General features: G+C 74.5%; 21 protein-coding genes. 15 read left to right on the forward strand and 6 right to left on the reverse strand.

The features are described 5' to 3' along the window. The first annotated feature begins 216 nt into the window (after positions 1-216). The 6 genes from KYT88_RS13675 to KYT88_RS13700 are packed head-to-tail and all read left to right on the forward strand — an operon-like array spanning position 217 to position 4,773. Positions 217-885, forward strand: a complete 669-nt coding sequence (locus KYT88_RS13675; RefSeq protein ID WP_043584337.1) for an MBL fold metallo-hydrolase — start codon at positions 217-219, stop codon at positions 883-885. Positions 886-938: 53 nt separating this feature from the next. Next, complete coding sequence (locus tag KYT88_RS13680) at positions 939-1,796, forward strand: spermidine synthase (RefSeq protein WP_043584338.1); 858 nt, start codon at positions 939-941, stop codon at positions 1,794-1,796. A 40-nt stretch (positions 1,797-1,836) separates the two neighbouring features. Beyond that, on the forward strand, positions 1,837-3,021 hold the full coding sequence (locus KYT88_RS13685) for a PQQ-dependent sugar dehydrogenase (RefSeq protein WP_043584342.1): 1,185 nt from the start codon (positions 1,837-1,839) through the stop codon (positions 3,019-3,021). 10 nt (positions 3,022-3,031) lie between these two features. After that, entirely contained in the window at positions 3,032-3,562 is a 531-nt protein-coding gene (locus KYT88_RS13690) for a hypothetical protein (RefSeq protein ID WP_043584343.1), read from the forward strand. A gap of 36 nt (positions 3,563-3,598) precedes the next feature. Beyond that, entirely contained in the window at positions 3,599-4,099 is a 501-nt protein-coding gene (locus KYT88_RS13695; RefSeq protein WP_043584344.1) for a SprT-like domain-containing protein, read from the forward strand. After that, complete coding sequence (locus KYT88_RS13700) at positions 4,096-4,773, forward strand: CGNR zinc finger domain-containing protein (RefSeq protein ID WP_119374024.1); 678 nt, start codon at positions 4,096-4,098, stop codon at positions 4,771-4,773. The genes KYT88_RS13695 and KYT88_RS13700 overlap by 4 nt, the downstream gene beginning before the upstream one ends. 28 nt (positions 4,774-4,801) lie before the next feature. Here KYT88_RS13700 and KYT88_RS13705 read toward each other — a convergent pair whose 3' ends face one another. The 3 genes from KYT88_RS13705 to KYT88_RS13715 all read right to left on the reverse strand — a co-directional run bounded on the left by KYT88_RS13705 (position 4,802) and on the right by KYT88_RS13715 (position 6,292). Further along, the gene (locus KYT88_RS13705; protein WP_505542360.1) at positions 4,802-5,152 is read right to left on the reverse strand and encodes a DUF427 domain-containing protein; all 351 of its coding nucleotides are present in this window, start codon (positions 5,150-5,152) and stop codon (positions 4,802-4,804) included. Between the two features lie 65 nt (positions 5,153-5,217). Further along, on the reverse strand, positions 5,218-5,808 hold the full coding sequence (locus tag KYT88_RS13710; protein WP_043584346.1) for a 2-phosphosulfolactate phosphatase: 591 nt from the start codon (positions 5,806-5,808) through the stop codon (positions 5,218-5,220). Beyond that, a complete protein-coding gene (locus KYT88_RS13715; RefSeq protein WP_012039329.1) occupies positions 5,792-6,292 on the reverse strand; it encodes an EVE domain-containing protein in 501 nt (166 codons plus the stop codon). Before KYT88_RS13715 ends, KYT88_RS13710 begins: the two co-directional genes overlap by 17 nt. Positions 6,293-6,361: 69 nt before the next feature. Here KYT88_RS13715 and KYT88_RS13720 point away from each other — a divergent pair, with 69 nt between their 5' ends. Next, positions 6,362-6,916, forward strand: coding sequence for a hypothetical protein (locus KYT88_RS13720; RefSeq protein WP_043584347.1), 555 nt, complete (start codon positions 6,362-6,364; stop codon positions 6,914-6,916). An 8-nt stretch (positions 6,917-6,924) separates the two neighbouring features. Here KYT88_RS13720 and KYT88_RS13725 read toward each other — a convergent pair whose 3' ends face one another. Next, positions 6,925-7,392, reverse strand: a complete 468-nt coding sequence (locus KYT88_RS13725) for a hypothetical protein (protein WP_156032183.1) — start codon at positions 7,390-7,392, stop codon at positions 6,925-6,927. A gap of 161 nt (positions 7,393-7,553) precedes the next feature. On the opposite strand from KYT88_RS13725, the gene KYT88_RS13730 reads away from it, so the two are divergent. From KYT88_RS13730 to KYT88_RS13740, 3 genes are all read left to right on the forward strand, one after another. Beyond that, on the forward strand, positions 7,554-8,201 hold the full coding sequence (locus KYT88_RS13730; RefSeq protein WP_043584350.1) for a DUF1684 domain-containing protein: 648 nt from the start codon (positions 7,554-7,556) through the stop codon (positions 8,199-8,201). A gap of 235 nt (positions 8,202-8,436) precedes the next feature. Further along, positions 8,437-9,978, forward strand: a complete 1,542-nt coding sequence (locus KYT88_RS13735; RefSeq protein WP_043584351.1) for a DEAD/DEAH box helicase — start codon at positions 8,437-8,439, stop codon at positions 9,976-9,978. 179 nt (positions 9,979-10,157) lie between these two features. After that, complete coding sequence (locus KYT88_RS13740; RefSeq protein ID WP_043584355.1) at positions 10,158-10,781, forward strand: TetR/AcrR family transcriptional regulator; 624 nt, start codon at positions 10,158-10,160, stop codon at positions 10,779-10,781. Positions 10,782-10,838: 57 nt separating this feature from the next. Here the strand turns inward: KYT88_RS13740 and KYT88_RS13745 are convergent, their stop codons facing one another. Continuing rightward, positions 10,839-11,393, reverse strand: a complete 555-nt coding sequence (locus KYT88_RS13745) for an NUDIX hydrolase family protein (protein WP_012039335.1) — start codon at positions 11,391-11,393, stop codon at positions 10,839-10,841. A 193-nt stretch (positions 11,394-11,586) separates the two neighbouring features. Here KYT88_RS13745 and KYT88_RS13750 point away from each other — a divergent pair, with 193 nt between their 5' ends. The 4 genes from KYT88_RS13750 (at position 11,587) to KYT88_RS13765 (ending at position 19,150) form a co-directional block, all read left to right on the forward strand. After that, the gene (locus KYT88_RS13750) at positions 11,587-12,228 is read left to right on the forward strand and encodes an alpha/beta hydrolase (protein WP_043584357.1); all 642 of its coding nucleotides are present in this window, start codon (positions 11,587-11,589) and stop codon (positions 12,226-12,228) included. Between the two features lie 203 nt (positions 12,229-12,431). After that, positions 12,432-13,304 carry an HD domain-containing protein gene (locus tag KYT88_RS13755; protein WP_255720126.1) on the forward strand — a complete coding sequence of 291 codons (873 nt, stop codon included), beginning with the start codon at positions 12,432-12,434 and terminating at the stop codon, positions 13,302-13,304. Positions 13,305-13,405: 101 nt separating this feature from the next. Then, positions 13,406-18,241, forward strand: a complete 4,836-nt coding sequence (locus tag KYT88_RS13760) for a DNA glycosylase AlkZ-like family protein (protein WP_043584359.1) — start codon at positions 13,406-13,408, stop codon at positions 18,239-18,241. Between the two features lie 105 nt (positions 18,242-18,346). Next, positions 18,347-19,150, forward strand: a complete 804-nt coding sequence (locus KYT88_RS13765; RefSeq protein WP_043584361.1) for a DNA-formamidopyrimidine glycosylase family protein — start codon at positions 18,347-18,349, stop codon at positions 19,148-19,150. Positions 19,151-19,168: 18 nt separating this feature from the next. Here the strand turns inward: KYT88_RS13765 and KYT88_RS13770 are convergent, their stop codons facing one another. Next, entirely contained in the window at positions 19,169-20,701 is a 1,533-nt protein-coding gene (locus tag KYT88_RS13770) for an amino acid permease (protein WP_043584363.1), read from the reverse strand. A gap of 254 nt (positions 20,702-20,955) precedes the next feature. Between KYT88_RS13770 and KYT88_RS13775 the strand changes: the two genes are divergently transcribed. Beyond that, positions 20,956-21,981, forward strand: a complete 1,026-nt coding sequence (locus KYT88_RS13775) for a sigma-70 family RNA polymerase sigma factor (protein ID WP_043584365.1) — start codon at positions 20,956-20,958, stop codon at positions 21,979-21,981. The last annotated feature ends 79 nt before the right edge of the window (positions 21,982-22,060 follow it).

Raw genomic sequence — 22,060 nt, forward strand, 5'->3', positions numbered from 1 at the left:
GTTGCTCGCCACACCTCGCGGGATGGGCTCGGGATGGACCCGAGCGCACACGATGACCGACCGCAATATGAAGGCAAAAGGGAGTGGGAGCGCAAAGGATCACCATACGGGTCGCGACGCGCCATGTCCAGCGGAATCTTGCATCCTCGGCGTGTCTCGGTGTATAACGTGCGGCTGCCCTGCCGGGCGACCCCTTCGGCCGCGTAGCGTCGGGGGATGAGCGCACCCTGGCACGTGTCCCCCGGCGGCCCCTCGCACGTGCACGTGGCGGGCGACGTGGAGATCCGGAAGGCGTCCGTCGGGCCCATGGACAACGACGCGTACCTCCTCACCGACCTCGACTCCGGCGAGCGCCTGCTCGTCGACGCGGCGGCCGACGTCGACCGGCTGCTCGCCCTCGTGGAGGAGCCGGATCCCGTGGGCCGCCTCGCCGTCGTCGTCACGACGCACGGGCACGCCGACCACCACGGCGCGCTCGCGGCCGTGCTCGACGCGACCGGCGCATCCTCGGCCGTGGGCGACGCGGACGCGGGCGACCTGCCCGTTGACGCCGACCGGCGGCTCGCGGACGGCGACCGGGTGGCGTTCGGCGGCGTCACGCTCGAGGTCGTCGCCCTCCGCGGCCACACGCCGGGGAGCGTCGCGCTCGTGCTGCAGCCGGGCGACGGCAGCACGCACCTCTTCACGGGCGACTCGCTCTTCCCCGGCGGCGTCGGGAACACACAGGGCGACGCCGGCCGGTTCGCCCAGCTGCTCGACGACGTGGAGGAGCGCCTGTTCGCGCGCTTCTCGGACGACGCGCACGTGCACCCCGGCCACGGCGACTCGACGACGCTCGGGGCGGAGCGCGGATCCCTCGCCGCGTGGCGCTCGCGCGGCTGGTGACGGGTCGCCCGGTGGCCGGGTCCCGGCGCCGGACGGACGCCTAGGCTGAGGAGATGCCCGAGCACCCGTCGACCGTCCTGTCCCTGAGCGGGCACCGGGCCGTCATCGAGCCCGACAGGTTCGTGCCGGGCGCGTACCAGCTCGTGGTCGACGGCACCCCCCAGTCGCACGTCAACATGGACGACCCGGGCGAGCTCTTCTTCGAGTACGTGCAGCGCATGGGGCACGTCATCGACCTCGTCGGGGATCCCGGACAGCCGATCACCGCTCTGCACCTCGGCGCCGGCGCGCTCACCATCCCGCGGTACGTCGAGGCGACCCGGCCGGGATCCCGCCAGCAGGTCATCGAGCTCGAGCAGGACCTCGTGGACCTCGTGCGCGAGCACCTGCCCTGGTCGCGGAAGGCCTCCATCCGGCTCCGCTACGGCGACGCGCGCGAGGTGATGGGGCGGCTGCCGGAGGGCCTCCGCGGAGCCGTCGACCTCGTCGTGGTGGACGTCTTCAGCGGCGCCCGCACACCCGCCCACATCACGAGCCGCGACTTCTACGCGGACGCGGCGGCGTTCCTCGCGCCCGGCGGGATCATGACCGTGAACGTCGCCGACGGCCACGGCCTGCGCTTCGCGCGCGGGCAGGCCGCCACCATCCAGGACGTGCTGCCGCACGTGGCCGCGCTCGCCGAGACACAGGTGCTGAAGGGCAGGCGGTTCGGCAACGTCGTGTTCGCCGCGTCCGCGACGCCGCTGCCCTTCGACTTCGTGCCGCGCCTGCTCGCCGGGGGCCCGCACCCCGCCAAGGTCGTCGAGGGCCGCGAGCTCGCCGACTTCATCGCCGGCGCGTCCGTGGTGACCGACGCCACGGCCGTCCCGTCCCCCTCCCCCGCCCGCAGCGTCTTCCAGACGAAGCCATGACCGGCCGGGCACCGAGGCCCGCCGAACCACCGGAGTCCCCATGAACCGCCGCTCCCGCACCCGCCCGGCGCGCGTCGCCGCGCTCGGGTTCGCCGCCCTCGTCGCCCTGACGGGATGCACGAACGACGACGGCTCGCCCGTGGACATGCGCGCCACCGAGCCGCCAGCGCCCTCCCCCACCAGCACCGACGCCGCGCCGGCCGGCGTCGCGCCGTCGGGCACGCCGACCGCGCTCGCGTCCGACCTCGTCTCGCCGTGGTCCGTCGCCGAGCTGCCGTCCGGATCCCTGCTCGTCAGCGAGCGCGACACGTCGCGCATCGTGGAGGTGCTGGCCGACGGGACGACGCGGGTCGCCGGCACGATCGCGGGCGTCGGGCCGCAGGGCGAGGGCGGGCTGCTCGGGATCGCGGTGCGCGAGGCCGACGGCGGCACGCAGCTCTACGCCTACTTCACGAGCGCCACCGACAACCGCATCGTGCGCATGGACGTGACGGGCGACCCGGGATCCCTCGGGCTCGGCACGGCCGAGGACGTCGTCACGGGGATCCCGCGTGACACGACCCACAACGGCGGCCGCATCGCGTTCGGCCCCGACGGCATGCTCTACGCCACCACCGGCGACGCGAACCTCCGCGACGCCGCGCAGGACCCGATATCGCTGGCGGGCAAGATCCTCCGCCTCACGCCCGACGGGCAGGGGCCGCAGGACAACCCGACGCCGGGGTCGCCCGTGTACTCGATGGGGCACCGCAACCCGCAGGGGATCGCGTGGGACGCCGAGGGGAACCTCTGGGCGGCGGAGTTCGGGCAGGACACCTGGGACGAGCTGAACCTCATCGAGCCCGGCGGGAACTACGGCTGGCCGGTCGTCGAGGGCGCGACGGACGACGCAGCGGACGACGCGTACATCGACCCCGTCCGCCAGTGGGCCACCGACGACGCGAGCCCGAGCGGCATCGCGATCTCCGGCGACACGATCTTCATGGCGGGCCTCGGCGGCCAGCGCCTCTGGGTGATCCGGCCGGGCGCCGTGGTCACCGACCCCATCCCCGACGACCGCGTCACCGAGTTCTACACGCGCGAGTTCGGCCGGATCCGCGACGTGCAGGCCGCGCCCGACGGCTCGCTGCGCATGCTCACCGGCAACACCGACGGCCGCGGGACGCCGCGCGCGGGCGACGACAAGCTGCTCCGGGTCGAGCTCATGCCGATCCAGGCGGGATAATCTCTACCTCGTGACAGGCACCGCGATCATCATCGGCTACGACAGGGACACCCTCCGGGAGAAGGTGGACCTGCGGGCGGCCGGCGAGCGCCTGGACGAGCTGGAGGTGCTCCGGAGCCTCTCCGCGATCACCGAGAAGGTCGCGCTGCTGCGCATGCTGGGCCGGCTCGACGAGGCGTGGGACATGGCGAACGCCGCCGTGCGTCAGGCGCGCTTCACGGGCGACCGGGAGACGCTGCTCGCGTGCCGCATCCGCCGCGCGCAGGTGCAGCAGTACCAGGGCAAGCTCGACATCGCGCTGCAGGACCTCGGCGGCTGCGTCGACGAGGCCCGCGCGCACGAGTGGTACGCGCTCGAGGCGTTCGCGCTGCAGCATCGCGGCAAGGTGCACTTCGACCGGGGCGACTACCGCCTCGCGCTCTCCGACTTCGAGGACGCGTACACGCTGCGCACCCGCGAGGGCCTGCCGAGCGACCAGCTCGAGAGCTCGGCGCTCGCCATCGACGTCGCCAAGGAGCGCATCGCCGCCCAGCCCGCGTGATGGGCCCGCTCGCTCCCCGGCCGACGGCGGCCGGCCGTGGCTGACCTCGCCCGCGTGCGGATCTGGGCCGATGCCCTGATCGCGCTGCACCTCGACCCCTCGTGGACCTTCGCGTTCGACCACGCACGCACGCGCGCCGGCGCCTGCCACTACGGCGACAAGCGCATCACGGTCTCCCGGCACCTGGCGGGGCGGTTCGAGGACGACGAGATCCACCAGGTGCTGCTGCACGAGGTCGCGCACGCGCTCGCCGGATCCCGCGCGGGCCACGGGCCGAAGTGGAAGAAGGTGGCCGCCGAGCTCGGCTACGAGGGATCCCGGCTGCACTCGGGCGCCGTGGCCGAGGAGCTCGCGCCCTGGGTGGGCGCCTGCCCGGCCGGCCACGCGCACTTCCGCTACCGGAAGCCGACGCGGCCGCTCGCCTGCGGGCTGTGCTCGAAGCGGTTCGACAGGGCGCACCTCATCGCGTGGACGAAGCGCGAGGTGCCGTCGGGCGCCGCCGCGTCCGCCGCCGGCCGGCGTGAGGGGGCCGCGTGAGCCGGGCGCCGGGATCCGAGCGGCCCACCGGCCAGTGGATCACCGACCCCGACGGGCTGCGCTGGTTCCTCGACACGGGCGCCGTGAGCCTCGACCTCGCGTACACGGGCGCGCTCGGGGATCCTGAGCCGCGCGAGACGCTGCCCGACGCGGCGGCGCTCGGCGCGTGGCTGAGCGAGCATCTCGCGCCCGTCTCGGAGCCCGGCGAACGCGACCTCGCGGACGCCCGCACGCTCCGGCAGGCGATCGGCGACATCGCGGCGGCCATCGCCGACGGCGGCGAGCCGTCGCCGCGGGACGTCGACGTGCTCAACCTCTACGCGGCCACGCCCGACCTGCCGCCCGCGCTCAGCGGCGGATCCCGCCAGGCCGGCCGCGCGCTCGCCCGGCCCGCGCAGGCGCTCGCGTCGGCGGCGCGCGACGCGGTGGCCGTGTTCGGGGCGGGATCAGAGCGGATCCACCGCTGCTCCGCCGACGACTGCACCGTCCTCTACCTCGACACCACGCGCTCGGGCACCCGGCGCTGGTGCTCGATGCGGCGCTGCGGCAACCGCGCGAAGGTGCGCGCCCACCGCGCCAGGCAGCTGCGGGAGCGGCGCACGGGAATCCCGGCGCGCGTGGCGCCGGTGCGTCCCGCGACCTCCCCCGGGTACGACGACGGCCCGGGAGCCTGAGCTCCCGGGCCGTGCGCGCGGATCCGCGTCACTCGCTGACGCGGACCTCCTTCCAGAACGCGACGTAGCCGCTGTAGTCGCGGCCGACGCGGTCGAACGACGACGGGATGGGCGTCGGGTACGACCAGGCGCGATCCTGCAGGACGGTGTCGCCGTCCTTGACGGAGTAGTACTGCGTGTCGCCCTTCCACGGGCAGTGGTACGGCGTGCTGGTCTCCGCGAGGAGCGACATGTCGACGCTCTGGGGCGGGAAGTACCAGTTGCCCTCGATCTCGATGAGCTCGTCCTCGGGGGCCTCCGCGACGGTGACGCCGTTGATGAGTGCCTTCATGTGATGACCTTCCGGTTGCGTGGCGTCGTCACGGGTGCGGCGCCTGATGCACAGGGGAACACGCGCTCCTGGACGCCCATTCCGCGGGTACGGCGACCGGATCCTGCGCGGACTCAGGCGTCGCGGTGCAGGCGGTGCACGACGACGTCGACGGGGCCTGCGGCGAGCGCCTGGGCGACCAGCCCGTCGTGTCCCGCGGCGTCGAGCCGACGCGCGGAGACGCTCGCGGTGACCAGGTGCCCGACGGCCGGCCGGAGCTGCTGGTACGCGGCGCACGTGACGGCGGCCTCGGGCGACGCGGCGTCGATCCCCAGTGCGGCGAGCGCGTCGACCACGGCGCCCGCGGCGAGCTGGTCCTCGGCGCAGGCGCGCCAGGATCCGTCGGCCTCCACGGCGCCCGCGGCGACGACGGCGACGTACGCGCGGCGGCCGAGCGCGGTCTGGAGGGCGAGGATCCAGTCGGCGACGGCCGGGGCGTCGGCGAGCCCGGCGCTCACGACGGCCGGGCGCGCGGGCATGGTCGCGAGGACCTCGTCGCGTCGGGCGGCCGTGGGCGGCGGGACGGAGGGCAGGGCGTCGACCCAGACGATGACGTCGGCCCCTGCCGCGATGCGGCGGGCGCCGGCCACGCCGCCGTCGAGCCGGACCTGGTAGCGGGCCTGCGTCGACGGGTCGGGGTGCGCGGCGTCAGCGGAGGAGGTCACGATCCGATGCTACGGGCGTCCACGGGCCGGATCCTCCGCGGATGACGCGCCGCGACGGCTCGGGCGCCCCGCGGCGCATCGCCTGGCGGATCACCTCGAAGTCGTCGCGCGTGATCTCGAGGAGCCCCGGCGCGAGCTTCCGGCCCCACTCGAGGGAGTCGCGCGTGAAGTCGAGCACGGGGACGAGCGGGCGGATGGGGGCGTCGACGGCGCCGAGGTCCCAGTCCATCCGCCGTCGCCACGGCCGCCACTCCCCCACGCGACCCTGGTAGGGCGCGGCGTCGGCGACCCGGCCGATCGCGGTGAACGCGCGGAGGAGCTGCCCGTCGGGGTACGACTCGCGCGGCGAGTAGTAGACGAACCCGTCGGCCTCGCCGAGCCGCTCGACCGGCTCGCGCGCGCCGCGGTTGACCTGCGCGATGCCGAGGTCCAGGCCGTCGAGCACGCGGTCGCGCGAGACGACGCCCACCCAGTACCTGATCATGTCCGTCCCATCCTGTCCCACGGCGGGCGGACGCCGGGCACGCCCAGCCGCGCGGAGCACACTGGGGTCATGCGCGTGCTGCTGAAGACCATCCTCGACTGCGATCCCGACGCCGCCTGGCGCGCGCTCCACTCGCCCACCGTGATGCGGGAGGTCGCGGGCCCGCTCGTCGACTTCGTGCCGCTCGAGGACGGCGGCTTCCCCTCCAGCTGGGACGGCCGCGAGCACGTCGCCGCGATGCAGACCGGACCCTTCACGGCGGGACGCCAGAGCATCCGGCTCCGCGACATGAGGCCGCGCGTCGAGGGCGTGCGCATCGTGCGCGACGACGGCCACGGGCTCTCCGGGCTCATGTCGATCCCCACGAGCATGCGGCACAGCATGGCCGTCTCGGCGGATCCCGCCGGCCCCGACGCCGACGGCCGCGTCAAGACCCTCTTCCGCGACCAGCTCGAGTTCGAGGCCGGGCTCCTCGGCCCGGCGATGTGGCCGACCTTCTGGGCCTTCTGGCAGTGGCGCGCGTTCCGCCTGCGCCAGCTCGCGCCGACGTGGGCGTACGACTGGGAGCCGGAGCCGGATGCCTCCGACGACGACGCGGCTGCCGGCAGGACGCCCGCGGCCTGACCCCCGGCTCAGCCCGCGGGCGGGGCGTGCTGCAGGAGCTCCCGGTCGCCGAGGGGCTCGGCCAGCGGGATGCGCGCCGTCCGGAGGCTCTGGGAGTCGCCGCACTCGATGCCGTCGTCGACGTCCGCTCCCTGCTGGAGGTCGACGACGACCCGCGTGGCCGTCTCATCCACGCGCACCCGGTCGACGGCGTGGTCGCATTCGAGGGCGGCGTCCGCCCAGGAGATGTCGACGTGCGCGTCGGCCACGGGGGCGTCCGACGGGGACCACGCGACGAGCGACCCGGGGTCCAGCGGGATCGCCGCGTCCTCGACGGGCAGCGTCTCCGGCGCGTCCTGGTACGCGGGCTCGGCGCCGCGCTCGACGAGCGGCCGCGCCTCATCCGCGGGTGACGTGGGTGACGCGGGTGACGCGGCCGAGCACGCGGCGAGCGCCGCGACCAGCGCCGGGACGAGCAGCAGGCGGGGAGCGCGCATGGCCGGCATCCGATCCGTAGGGCGGCGCCGCGCGGGTCGACGGCGTCCGTGACGACGACGCTACGTCGGCGGGCGCATCCGCGACAGGGCCTGCCCGCATCCGGACATCCGCGGCACGACCTCCCGCGGACCAGCGCCGCCCGTCCGCGTACGGTGGGCGCATGCCCTCCGCCGTCACCGCCCTCCACGTCGCCGACTGGCGCCGCCGCACGCACGAGATGTACGCGGAGGTGCGCTGGGTCGCGCAGACGGATCCGGGCGCCGCGCACGACCTCTGGCGCCGTACGCGTGACGACATGTTCCGCAGCCACCCCGCGACGCCGCTCCTGCCCGAGCACCGCGACGGCTTCGACCGCCTGGACGTCAAGGACTACGACCCGGCCTGGCGGTTCGAGCTGGAGATCCAGGACGACCGCGGCGTCGAGCGCCACGACGTCGAGACCGGCACCGACGGCGTCGTCCCGTTCGAGCTGCTCGGATCCGTGCACCTGCCCGCCACCGAGGGCCGCGACGCCGGCAGCCTCGACGTCTGGCGCCTCGCCAGCTACGGCGGCGGCCTGCACCTGCCCGTCAAGGACGCGTCGCACCGGCGCGAGGGCGGCACCTACGGGGGCGGCCGCTACCTGCTCGACACGGTCAAGGGATCCGACCTCGGCCCGGGCGCGCCGGGCTCGATCGTGGTCGACCTCAACTTCGCCTACAACCCGTCCTGCGCCTACGACCCGGCCTGGGCCTGCCCCCTCGCGCCGGCCGGCAACGTGCTCGGATTCGAGGTCCCCGTCGGCGAGATGGGCTTCTCCCCGGCCTGACCTGCTACGGTGGCACCACTTGCGAGCACATCACCGTGCTCCCTGCGTCGAGAGAACGCGTTCCCTCCTCACCCCGATCAGATCGCCGAACAGGCCGACGGGGTCGAGTGACATCTTTCTTTTGGCGAACGGATGCGCCCATCGGCGCCTTCGCCATCCTCCGCTTCCGTGCGTCGTCGCACATCCCGAGAACGCACACCGGGGCGGACCCCTGCCTGGAAGGCAACTCCCCCGCATGACCACTGACACCTTCGGCGCGCTCGGCGTGCCCGCCCCCCTCGTCTCCGCCCTCACGGCGAACGGCATCACGACGCCGTTCCCCATCCAGGTGGACACGCTCCCCGACACCCTGAACGGCCGCGACGTGCTCGGCCGCGGCAAGACGGGCTCCGGAAAGACGCTGGCGTTCGCCATCCCGATGATCGCGCGCCTCGGCGGCGGTCTCGCCGGCGGCCGTCGTCGTCCGGGCCGCCCGCTCGGCCTGATCCTCGCGCCGACCCGCGAGCTCGCCACGCAGATCACGGCCGCCATGGCGCCGCTGGCCGAGGCGTACAACCTCACCACCACCACGATCTTCGGCGGCGTCTCGCAGCAGCGCCAGGTCGCGGCCCTCAAGGCCGGCGTCGACGTGGTCGTGGCCTGCCCCGGCCGCCTCGAGGACCTCATGAAGCAGGGCTTCGTGAACCTCGACGCCGTGGAGATCACCGTGCTCGACGAGGCCGACCACATGGCCGACCTGGGCTTCCTGCCCGTCGTCACGCGGATCCTCGACAAGACCCCGAACACCGGCCAGCGCATGCTGTTCTCCGCCACGCTCGACAACGGCGTGGACAAGCTCGTCCGCCGCTACCTGCACGACCAGGTGCTGCACTCCGTCGACGAGGCGAACTCGCCCGTCGCCGCCATGACGCACCACGTGTTCGAGGCGACCGACGTCGAGGCCAAGCGCCTCCTCGTCCAGAAGCTCGCCGGCGGCACCGGCCGTCGCATCCTCTTCATGCGCACCAAGCACCACGCGAAGAAGCTCGCGAAGCAGCTCACCGACGCGGGCATCCCGTCGGTTGACCTGCACGGCAACCTGTCGCAGGTGGCCCGCGACCGCAACCTCGCGGCGTTCTCCGCGGGCGACGTCAAGGTCCTCGTGGCCACCGACGTCGCGGCGCGCGGCGTGCACGTCGACGACATCGAGCTCGTGATCCACGTCGACCCGCCGGCCGAGCACAAGGCGTACCTGCACCGCTCGGGACGCACGGCGCGCGCGGGCTCCGCGGGCGACGTCGTCACGATCATGCTGCCGGCGCAGCGCAAGGACGTGCAGCTCCTGATGCGCAAGGCCGACATCCACGTCACGCCGCAGCAGGTCACCGAGTCCTCCCCCGCCGTGGCCGAGCTGACGGGCGCCGTCGCGGCGTACGTCAAGCCCGCGCCGCGCGAGACGAAGTCGGTCCGCGAGTCCACCCAGCGCCAGTCGCAGGGCGGCCGCGCGAACGGCGGCGGACGCTCGCAGGGCGCCAACGCGCAGCGCAAGCGCGCGGCCCGCGACGGCGCGCCCGTCGGCGGCGGCCGTCGCGAAGGTGCCGCATCGGGTCGCCGCGACGGCGCATCGGGCGGACAGCGCGGAGGCGCGCCCCGGAACTTCAGCACCTCGTCCGAGGGCTTCGGCGGCGGCTCGTCCGTCGGCACCGCGCGTCCCCGCCAGGAGCGCCCCGCCGCGTCCGGCGGCGCCTCGGCCGGCGGCCGCGAGCGCACCCACCGCCGCGTCTCCAGCGGACGCTAGACCGCGCGGCGCGCACCGCGCGCCGGCATGACATCGAGGGCCCCCGTCCACGGACGGGGGCCCTCCGTCGTCCCGGGAGGGACACACGACGACGCGTCCGTGCCCCGAGTCTCCACAGCTGAGGCAGTGCCTGTTGACGGTCGCGCGGGCCCTCGGCGGCATCCGGTTACGGTGAGCCAATGACTCGTGCCGCCCTCGCCACCCGTGGCCCGTACCGCAAGGGCGTGGAGCGCAGAGAGCTCCTCATCCGCACCGCCATCGAGGTCTTCGCCGAGCAGGGGTACCGCAGCAGCTCGCTGCGCGAGATCGCGTCCCGGGCCGAGATCACGCCGGCCGGCCTGCTGCACCACTTCAGCGGCAAGGAGGAGCTGCTGCTCGCCGTGCTCGAGCGCCGCGAGGAGCGCCTCGCCGCGGCCATCGAGCTGCACCGGCCGCGGAGCGTCGCCGAGCACGCGGCCGTGGTCATCGCGGACGGAGAGCAGAGCGCCTGCCTCACGCGCGTCATCGCCGTCGTCTCGTCGGAGGCCTCGGCCGCCGGCCACCCGCTGCACGAGCTCTTCCGCGAGCGCCGCGCGCGCGAGCTCGAGCGCATCACCGCGGGCGTCGTCGTCGACCAGGCGCGCGGCCTCATCGACCCCCACCTCGACCCGGAGGCGGCGGCCGCCGTCGTGCTCTCCGCCATGGACGGCCTGCACGTGCAGCGCTGCTACGGCGTCGGCGCGGGCGCCAGCCAGGCCTTCGAGGACCTCCGCCGGCACTACCTCGAGCCGCCGCAGTTCGCGGAGCGGGCCGCGGCCGTCTGACCCGACAGGCCGCGGTCCGCGGTCCGCGCCCGCCGCATCCCGGCTGGCGCGACGCGACTAGGGCAGCACGCCCACCGAGGCGAGGGCCGCGCGGAGCAGCGCGCCCCGGCCGCCCTCCATGTCGGCCGAGACCGCGTCGGACGCCGCCTCCTCGGGCGTCATCCACGTGATCTCGAGCGCGTCCTGGCGCGGATCGCACGTGCCGGTGACCGGCACCACGTACGCGAGCGACACGGCGTGCTGCCGGTCGTCGGTGTACGGGCTCGCGCCGGGGAACGGGAAGTACTCGGCGACCGAGAACGGCGTCGGGCTCGCGGGGAGCTGCGGGAACGCCATCGGCCCGAGGTCCTTCTCGAGGTGACGAAAGAGCGCGTCGCGCAGGGTCTCGCCGTACATCACGCGGCCGGAGACGAGCATGCGGGTCATCTGCCCGGTGACCGTGGCGCGCAGCAGCACGCCGATGTCCTTCACCTGGCCCATGCCGTCGACCCGCACGGGCACGGCCTCCACGTAGAGGAGGGGCAGCCGCTGCCGGATCTGCGCGAGCTCCACGTCCGACAGCCAGCCGGAGTTCGGGTCGGGGATGTTCGGGTCCGGGGTGCGAACGGTCATGGTCCATTGTGACCCACGGCCGGAGCGCGGCCGCCACCCGGCGCGCTGGGCGGGGCGGCGCGTGGCGCCAGCGCGGCCCGTCGACGGGTGCCGCCGGACCGGCGCCGCCCAGGGGCGGATGCGAGGATGGGCGCGCCGGCCGATCCCCGCGTCCGCGCATCCGCCGCCGCCCGGCCCGTCGACGAGGACACCCGTGACCGCTCTCCCGCTGGATCCCGACGCCGTCCTCTGGTCGGCCTCCACCGCCGAGCTCGCCGACCGGCCGCTGCTCGTGCTGCTGCACGGCTACGGATCGCACGAGGGCGACCTCTTCGGGCTGTCGCCGTACCTGCCGCTCGGGCCGGTGGTCGCGTCGCTGCGCGCGCCGATCGCGCTGCAGGGCGGGTTCGCGTGGTTCCCGATCGTGCCCGGATCCACCGGCGACCCGGATCCGGACGCCGCCGACGCCGCCGCCCAGGGCGTGCTCGACTGGCTCGACGCGCTGCCGGTGCCGCCGCGATCCGTCGGCCTCCTCGGCTTCAGCCAGGGCGGCGCGACCGCGCTCCAGCTGCTGCGGCTCGCGCCCGGCCGGTTCTCGTACGCGGTGCAGCTCAGCGGGTTCTCGGTGCGCGGCGAGCACGCGGGGGACGCGACGCTGACGGCCGCGCCGACGCCGGTGTTCTGGGGCCGCGGCACGGCCGACCAGGTGATCCCGGACGCGGCCGTCGCGCGCACGAGCGCGTGGATCGGCACCCACACCGACCTCACCGAGCGCATCTACGAGGACCTCCCGCACTCGGTCTCGGCGCCGGAGCTGCGGGACGTGTCGGCGTTCATCCGGGAGCACGCGGGCTGATCGTGAATCGCGACACGGATGGCGACGGCGCTCGGCTCGCTCGGGAGAACGCGGCGGGCGATGCCGTCATCCCGCGCGCGGACGTGCCATTGCTCGGAGACGCGGACACGTACTTTGACGCCGTCTGGCAGGTGCAGGTCGCGCTCACCCCGCTCGAGTTCGCGCTCCTCCGGCGTCCCGAGATCAGGCGCCTCTTCCGCATCGTGCACGCCGGGGCCTCCTCGATCTACTCCGTCCAGACGTACTCACGACTCGAGCACTCGCTCGGACTCCTCGCCGTGTTCAGCGTCCTGCAACCGCAGCAGCCCCTGCTCCGGATCGCCGCGCTCGTCCACGATGTCGGCCACTCGCCTCTCAGCCACTCCCTCGAACACGCCATGGGCGAGGACCACCATCGCGTCGGCGACAGGATCATCCGGAGCCTGGCCCCTCTCCTCACCGAGCATGGCGTCGACGTGGACGACGTGCTGGCTTCCGTGAGCGGAAGGGGGCCGACGCCCCTCGGGAGGCCGGGTGCGATGCAGCCGGATCATCTCGAGTCGTTCGTGCGGAGCGCGCACGTCCACGGCCGGTCGCGCCTGTGGCCACGCGAGCTGCTGGGCAGGGTGTCCATCGTCGACGGGCAAGTGGCGACCGACCGGGAGACGGCGACGTACCTCATCCACCTGGCGCGGGAGGAGGCGACGCGGCAGACGTCCCCGCAGAACGTGGCGGCGAACGCGGCCGTGCGAGGACTCGCCGCCGCCGGACTGCACGGGTCGACCGCGGCCGGGACCGGGCTGGAGGCCATGACCGATGACGAGCTGTGGGCCCGGCTGCTGCGGCATCCGCGCACCGGTGCGCATGCCGGACTGCTCCTGACGACGCCGGAGGCATGGCGCGCCGATCCGGACACCGGGGCTCCGATTCCGGTTCCGCGGGAAGGGTCCGCGGCGTGGCCGTCGCAGGAGATCACCCGGCTGTACGTCGAGCCGCCCCTGGTGGACGGCCGTCCGGCGGCGCTGCCCGACGAGGTCCTCCGCATGAGGGAGCGGCTGCCCCTGCGATACCGCGTGACCGGACCGCCGGTCCCGTGAGCGTCCCCGCGGCCCAGCCGCGCGGATCCGGCCGTCTCGGCGGTCGTCCGGCGAGCGTCCGGCCAGGCGCGGATGTCGGTGGTCCGGAGGAGGATGAGCAGATGGATCCCGTCCTCGCGCGCTTCTCCCCGGCCACCCGGGAGTGGTTCCAGGGCGCGTTCCCCGGCCCGACCGCCGCGCAGGTGGGCGCGTGGGAGGCCGTGCAGAAGGGGTCGCATGCGCTCGTCGTGGCGCCCACCGGATCCGGCAAGACGCTCGCGGCGTTCCTGTGGTCCATCGACCGGCTCGCGTCGCGGCCCGCGCCGGAGGATCCGATGCGGCGCACGCGCGTCCTCTACATCTCGCCGCTCAAGGCGCTCGCGGTCGACGTGGAGCGCAACCTCCGCTCGCCGCTCGTGGGCATCGTGCATACGGCGAAGCGGCTCGGTGCCGAGCCGCCCGAGGTCACGGTGGGGGTGCGCTCGGGCGACACCCCGGCGGGCGACCGGCGGGCGCTCGCGAAGACGCCGCCCGACATCCTCATCACCACGCCCGAGTCGCTGTTCCTGATGCTCACGTCCGCCGCGCGGGAGACGCTCGCGGGGGTCGAGACGGTCATCGTCGACGAGGTGCACGCGGTCGCGGCCACCAAGCGCGGCAGCCACCTCGCGCTCTCGCTCGAGCGGCTCGACGCGCTGCTGGAGAAGCCGGCCCAGCGGATCGGCCTGTCGGCCACCGTGCGGCCCCCCGAGGAGGTGGCGCGGTTCCTCGGCGGGCGATCGCCCGTGTCGATCGTGTCGCCGAAGAACACGAAGGAGTTCGACCTGCGGGTCATCGTGCCGGTGGACGACATGACCGAGCTCGGCACCACGGCGCCGCTCGAGGGGTCGGCGGCGCAGGGCGACCAGCCGCAGCAGGGGTCGATCTGGCCGCACGTGGAGGAGGGCATCGTCGACCTCGTGCTCCAGCACACGTCGTCCATCGTCTTCACGAACAGCAGGCGGCTCGCGGAGCGGCTCACGGCCCGGCTCAACGAGATCTACACGGGGCGCATCGAGGAGGGGCGGATCGACGCGGAGGGGCGGGCGATCGCGTCCGGCTCCGCGGGGGTGGGGGCGGGGGCGGAGGCCGTGCCCGTGCTCGCGGGGGCCGCGGCGCTCACGTCGGCGACCTCCACCGCATCGGGCGGCGGGGCCGACGCCACCGCCTTCTCCGCCATGCGCCGCACCGCCGCGCGCCCTCCCGCCGAGGTCATGGCGCAGGCGGGGAGCACCGAGGGCGCGGATCCCGTGCTCGCCAAGGCGCACCACGGATCCGTCTCCAAGGAGCAGCGCGCGCTCATCGAGGACGACCTGAAGTCCGGGCGCCTCCGCTGCGTGGTCGCCACCTCGAGCCTCGAGCTCGGCATCGACATGGGCGACGTCGACCTCGTGGTGCAGGTGGAGGCGCCGCCGTCGGTGGCGAGCGGCCTGCAGCGCGTCGGCCGCGCGGGGCACCAGGTGGGCGAGGTCTCCCGCGGCGTCATCTTCCCCAAGCACCGGGCCGACCTCATCCACTCCGCCGTCGCCGCCGAGCGCATGGCGAGCGGGCAGATCGAGTCGCTGCGCGTGCCGGCCAACCCGCTCGACGTGCTCGCGCAGCAGACGGTCGCGGCCGTCGCGCTCGAGTCCGTGGGCGTCGAGGAGTGGTTCGACATCGTGCGGCGGAGCGCGCCCTTCGCCACCCTGCCGCGCTCCGCGTACGAGGCCACGCTCGATCTGCTGAGCGGCCGCTATCCGTCCGACGAGTTCGCGGAGCTGCGGCCCCGCATCGTGTGGGACCGCGACGAGGGCACCATCGAGGGGCGGCCGGGCGCGCAGCGGCTCGCGGTCACGTCCGGCGGCACCATCCCCGACCGCGGCCTCTTCGGCGTGTTCATGGTGGGCGAGAAGGCGTCGCGCGTGGGCGAGCTCGACGAGGAGATGGTCTACGAGTCGCGCGTCGGCGACGTGTTCGCGCTGGGGGCCACGAGCTGGCGGATCCAGGAGATCACGCACGACCGCGTGCTCGTGACGCCGGCGTTCGGCGAGCCCGGCAAGCTGCCGTTCTGGAAGGGCGACGGGCTCGGCCGGCCGCTGGAGCTCGGGCGCGCCATCGGGGCGTTCGTGCGGGAGCTGTCCGGATCCGCGGTGGACGACGCCCGGGCGCGCGCCGGCCGCGTGGGCCTCGACGGCCGCGCCGTGAACAACCTGCTCGCGTTCCTCGACGACCAGAAGAAGGCCACCGGCCACGTGCCGAACGACCGCACCCTCGTGGTCGAGCGCTTCCGCGACGAGCTGGGCGACTGGCGCGTGGTGCTGCACTCCCCCTACGGGATGCAGGTGCACGCGCCGTGGGCGCTCGCGGTCGGCGCGCGGGTCACCGAGCTGTACGGCATCGACGGCGCCACCATGGCCAACGACGACGGCATCGTCGTGCGCATCCCGGAGACCGACGGCGAGCCGCCGGGGGCCGACCTGTTCGTGTTCGAGCCGGACGAGCTCGACGCGATCGTCACGCGCGAGGTGGGCGGATCCGCCCTGTTCGCGTCGCGCTTCCGCGAGTGCGCGGCCCGTGCGCTGCTCCTGCCCCGCTACAACCCCGGCCGCCGCTCGCCGCTCTGGCAGCAGCGCCAGCGCGCGTCGCAGCTGCTCGACGTCGCGCGGAAGTTCCCCGCGTTCCCGATCGTGCTCGAGACCGTGCGCGAGGTGCTGCAGGACGTCTACGACCTGCCCGCGCTCACGTCGCTCGCGAAGGACATCGAGGCGCGGCGCATCAAGATCGTCGAGACCACCACGGAGGACGCGTCGCCGTTCGCGCGCAGCCTCCTCTTCAGCTACGTCGGCGCGTTCATGTACGAGGGTGACAGCCCGCTCGCCGAGCGCCGGGCCGCCGCGCTCTCGCTCGACGCCGGGCTGCTCTCGGAGCTCCTCGGGCGGGCGGAGCTGCGCGAGCTACTGGATCCGGCGGTCATCGCGCGCACCGAGCTGGAGCTGCAGCGCACCGCGCCCGACCGGCGGGCGAAGGGCCTCGAGGGCGTGGCCGACCTGCTGCGGATCCTCGGGCCGCTCGACGCCGAGGAGGTCGCCGCGCGCCTCGAGCCCGAGGAGGCCGGATCCGCGGCAGACCACCTCGACGCGCTCGTCGCGGGCCGACGGGCGCTCCGGGTGTCGTTCGGCGGGAAGCCGCGGGTCGCCGCCATCGAGGACGCCAGCCGCCTGCGCGACGCGCTCGGTGTGCCGCTGCCCATCGGCACGCCGATGGCGTTCGTCGAGCCGGTCGCGGATCCGCTCGGCGACCTCGTCGGCCGGTACGCCCGCACGCACGGGCCGTTCACCATCGCCGACGCGGCGACCGGCATCGGCCTCGGATCCGCCGTCATCGCGGACACGCTCGCCCGGCTCGGCGCGCAGCGGCGCGTGGTCGAGGGCGAGTTCCGACCGGGCGCGTCCGGCAGCGAGTGGTGCGACGTCGAGGTGCTGCGGCGCCTGCGCAGCCGCTCGCTCGCGGCGCTCCGCAGCGAGGTCGAGCCCGTGGAGCGCGCCGCGTACGCGCGGTTCCTCCCGGCGTGGCAGCACGTGGCCGGTGCGGATCGCGAGCGCGGGCTCCGCGGGGTCGACGGCGTGCTGCAGGTCATCGAGCAGCTCGCGGGCGCGCCCGTGCCCGCCTCCGCGTGGGAGACGCTCGTGCTGCCCGCGCGGGTACGCGACTACACGCCCGCCATGCTCGACGAGCTCACGTCGACGGGCGAGGTGATCTGGTCGGGCGCCGGCACGCTCGCGGGCGCCGACGGCTGGGTGAGCCTGCATCTCGCCGACCAGGTCGCGCTCACGCTGCCCGAGCCCGACGCGCACGACACCGACGAGCTGCAGCGCGAGATCCTCACGACGCTCGGCACGGGCGGCGGCTACTTCTTCCGGCAGCTGAGCGACGCCGTGGGGTCCACGGACGACGCGGCCCTCGTCACCGCGCTGTGGGACCTCGTGTGGGCGGGCCTCGTCACGAACGACACCCTGTCGCCGCTGCGGGCGCTGCTCGCCGGCGGATCCACGGCGCACAAGACGCCGCAGCGGGCGCCGCGCGGGCGCATGTACCGCGGCGGGCGCATGCCGCGGCCCGACATGCCCACCCGCACCGGGCCACCGACCGCGGCCGGGCGCTGGTCCATCGTGCCGCTCGCCGAGACCGACGCCACCGTGCGCGCGGCGGGCACGGCCGAGCTGCTGCTCGAGCGGTACGGCGTCGTCACGCGAGGATCCGTCATGACCGAGCGGGTGCCCGGCGGCTTCGCGCTCACCTACAAGGTGCTCGCCGGGTTCGAGGACACCGGGCGCGCGCGCCGTGGCTACTTCATCGAGACGCTCGGCGCGGCGCAGTTCTCGACCGGCGGCACGGTCGATCGGCTGCGCGGCTTCACGCGGGATCCGGACGCGGGCGAGCGGCCGCTGGTCGCGCTGACGCTCGCGGCCACGGATCCGGCGAACGCGTACGGGGCGGCGCTGCCCTGGCCGCGGCTCGACGGGTCGTCGCCCGACGGGGACGGCGGCGCGGTCACGGGCGCTGGCACGGAAGTGACCGGCGACGCGGGAGTCAGCGATGCGGCGTCCGCGATCGCGGAGTCCGGCAGCGTCGACGCGCGCGGCGAGCGCCCCACCGGGCATCGCGCGGGCCGCAAGGCGGGCGCGCTCGTGGTGCTGGTCGACGGCGAGCTCGTACTCTACGTGGAGCGCGGCGGCAAGACCGTGCTGCTCTTCGACGACGACGAGGCGGTCATCCGCGCGGCGGCCGAGTCGCTCGGCGGCGTCGTGCGGCGCGGCGGGGTCGCGAAGCTCGCGATCGAGAAGGTCAACGGCGCCTTCATCCTCGGCACGCCGCTCGGCACCGCGCTCCAGGAGCACGGGTTCTCGGCGACGCCGCGCGGGCTGCGGATGCGGTCGTGAGCGCACGCAGCGAGGCGCGCACCGGCACCGCGGCGCGCACGGGCACCACGGCGCGCACGGCCGCGAGCGCGGACGGCCGTTCCGCCCCCGCGCCGGGATCCGCCCGTGCCTGAGGGCGACACCGTCTGGCGCACCGCGTCGCACCTGCACGAGGCCATCGGCGGCCAGGTGCTCACGCGCAGCGACTTCCGTGTGCCGAAGTTCGCGACGCTGGATCTCGCGGGCCAGGAGGTCGACGAGGTGGTGAGCGTCGGGAAGCACATCCTGCACCGCGTCGGCGACCTCACGATCCACAGCCACCTCAAGATGGAGGGCTCCTGGCACATCTACCAGCACGGCACCGCGTGGCGGCGGCCGGCGTTCGAGGCGCGCGTCGTGCTCGAGACGGCGGAGCGCGTCACGGTGGGGTTCTCGCTGGGGGTGCTCGAGGTGTTCCCGCGCGACCAGGAGCACACGGTCGTCGGGCACCTGGGGCCGGACATCCTCGGGCCGGACTGGGGCGACGCGGCGGCCGAGGAGATCGTGCGCCGCATCTCCGCGCAGCCGGAGCGGGCGATCGGCCTGGCGCTGCTGGACCAGCAGAACGCCGCCGGGATCGGCAACGTCTACCGGGCCGAGCTCTGCTTCCTCCGCGGGGTGCTGCCCACGCGGCCCGTCGCCGAGGTGCCGGACCTGCCCGCGATGGTCGCGCTCGCGCGTCGCACCATGCGCGCCAACCGCGACCGCATCGAGCGCACCACCACGGGCGACCTCCGCCGCGGCCGCACCGACTGGGTCTACGGGCGCAAGGGCAAGCCGTGCCTGCGGTGCGGCACCAGGATCCAGCAGGGCCAGCTCGGCGACCCGGTGCGCCCCGGCATGGGAGCGCAGGACCGGGTCACCTACTGGTGCCCGCGCTGCCAGACCTGACGCGCGGGCACCGGGGGATCAGTCCCGCGGCGTCGATGCCGACGGCAGCTCGGGCGCGGGTGCGCCGCCCGCCGCGATCCGCGCCTCCTCCTTGCCGACCAGCGAGTGGCGGCGTCCGTAGAGGAAATAGACCGCGAAGCCGAGCGCGAGCCAGACGACGAAGCGGACCCAGGTGAGGGTCGTGAGGTTGAGCATCAGCCACACGCAGAGCACGGCCGAGAGGATCGGCAGCCACGGCATGAGCGGCACGCGGAACGACGCGCGGATGTCCGGGCGCTTCTTGCGCAGCACGATCACGCCGATGCTCACGAGCACGAACGCGGACAGCGTGCCGATGTTGATCATCTCCTCGAGCACGCCCACGTCGGTGAACCCGGCGAGGGCCGCGACGACCACGCCCGCGATGATCTGCACGCGCACGGGCGTGCGGCGCTTCGCCGAAGTGCGGCTGAGGCCGCGCGGCAGCAGGCCGTCGCGGCTCATCGCGAAGACGACGCGGGCGAGGCCGAGCAGCAGCACCATCAGGACGGTCGTGAGGCCGAGCAGCGTGCCGATGGAGATCACCTGCGCCGCCCATCCGGCGCCGACCGCGGTGAAGGCGGTCGTGAGCGACGGCTCCTCCGCATCCGCGAGCACCGTGTAGGGGACCATGCCGGTGAGCACGAGGGTCACGAGCACGTAGAGCACGGTGACGACCGCGAGGCCCGCGAAGATGCCGCGCGGCAGCGTGCGCTGCGGGTCCTTGACCTCCTCGGCGCTCGTGGCGACCACGTCGAAGCCGATGAACGCGAAGAACACGAGCGACGCCCCGGCGAGCAGGCCGTAGAGGCCGTACTGCGTGGGCTCCTGGCCGCTCGCCCAGGAGAAGAGGGACTGGGTCCAGACGTCGGCGGATCCGCCCTCGGTCGGGCGCTGCGGCGGGATGAACGGCGAGTAGTTCTCCGCCTTCACGTAGAACGCGCCGACGACGATCACGAACAGGACGACCCCGACCTTGAGCACGGTGAAGACGCTCGAGACGCGGCTGGACAGCTTCGTGCCGAGCACGAGCAGCACCGTGAAGATCGCGGTGATGAGGACGGCGCCCCAGCTGATCCCGAGGCCGAAGACCGTGATGGTGGACGGGATGTCGAGCCCGGCGAGCTCGAGCGCCGACTCCAGGTAGATGCCCCAGTACTTCGCGATGACCGCGGCCGCCGTGAGCATCTCGAGGATGAGGTCCCAGCCGATGATCCACGCGAGCAGCTCGCCCATGGTCGCGTAGGTGAACGTGTACGCGCTGCCCGCGACGGGCACGGCGGAGGCGAACTCGGCGTAGCACATGATCGCGAGGCCGCACGTGACGGCGGCGAGCACGAACGCCAGCGTGACCGACGGGCCCGCGTAGTTGCCGGCGGCCTTCGCGCCGACGGAGAAGATGCCGGCGCCGACCGCGACGGCCACGCCCATGAGCATGAGGTCCCAGGTGCCGAGGGAGCGGGTGAGGCTGCGTTCGCCTCCCGCGGCGTCGGCGAGCGACGACTCGATGCTCTTCGTGCGGAACAGGCTCATGGGGCGTCCGTTCGGTAGGCGGGCTCGGGGAACGGGGATCGAGCCTACCGGCGGGTGGGGGAATGCCCCCGACCGGGGGCGCTGCTCCGTGCTGGTGCGGATGCGCGGGCCCTCGACACGCCCGGCCCGCGGAGAAGCGTGAGAAGCGCCGAGGAGAAGTGATCGGAGGACCTAGGCACCCATGAGGAGCAGTGCTTCTCTGGAGGAGCGGTCAAGCAGCGTGCCGCATCCGACACGAGTCCGGAAGGTCCTGAGTGACCGGAACGCTGCGCACGCGCGCCCTCGCCACCGCCCCGCCCGCCTCGCGCGGATCCACCTCCCGCGCATCCGCGTCGGCGATCCCGCGGGCGTCGCGCCTCCCCCGACCGACGCCGCTCGCGCCGGAGGTCCTGCCCCAGCGCGCGACCGTCCTCGCACCCGATGTCACGGCGGCGCGGGACGAGAAGCGCCGGGTGACCCACGAGCGCTTCGTCCGCGCCGCAGCCGCGGCCGAGGATCCCGCGGGCGACGCCGAGCGCCGCCGCCTGCACGACCAGATCGTGCTCGACCACCTCGAGCTCGCCGACCAGCTCGCGCGCCAGCACTCGGGCCGCGCGCACGACTGGAGCGACCTGCGCCAGGTCGGCTACCTCGGCCTCGTGAAGGCCGCGCGCCGCTACGACCCGGGCTTCGGCGCGCCGTTCGTGTCGTTCGCGATCCCCACCATCTCCGGCGAGATCAAGCGCCACCTGCGCGACAACGGGTGGGTGGTCCGCCCGCCCCGCCAGATCCAGGAGCTCCGGCACGCGCTGCTCGCGGTCGTGCCCGCGCTCACCCAGCGACTCGGCCGCACGCCCACCGACGCCGAGCTCGCGGCGCACACCGGGCACGCCCGCGAGGAGGTGGCCGAGGCGCTCGCCGCGCACTCCAGCCTCCGGCCCGCGTCGCTCGACTTCACGGTGCACGAGGACGAGGGCATCTCCCTCGCGGACACCCTCGGCGCCGACGACCCCGGCTACGCGCGCGCCGAGCGCACGGTGCTGCTGGACGCGGCGCGCGGGGTGCTCAGCGATCGCGACCGGCGGATCCTGCACCTGCGCTTCGTCGACGAGTGCAGCCAGAGCGAGATCGCGGCCGAGCTCGGCGTGACGCAGATGCAGGTGTCGCGGCTGCTCGCGCGGATCCTCGGGGCGTTGCGCGCCGAGCTGACCCGCGGCGAGGCGGAGGCCCTGCCCGAGGTCGCCCCGCTGGCCGCCGTGTCGCCGATCCGCGTGCGCGAGGCCGACCGCCGCACGGCCTGAGCGGATCCCGCCGTCGCGGCTCGGCGGCTCCGCGCCGCCGCGCCGCCGCGCCTCGGAGGGGACAACGACGGCGACGGCT

This window comes from Clavibacter sp. A6099, assembly GCF_021919125.1.
GTDB lineage: Bacteria > Actinomycetota > Actinomycetes > Actinomycetales > Microbacteriaceae > Clavibacter > Clavibacter seminis.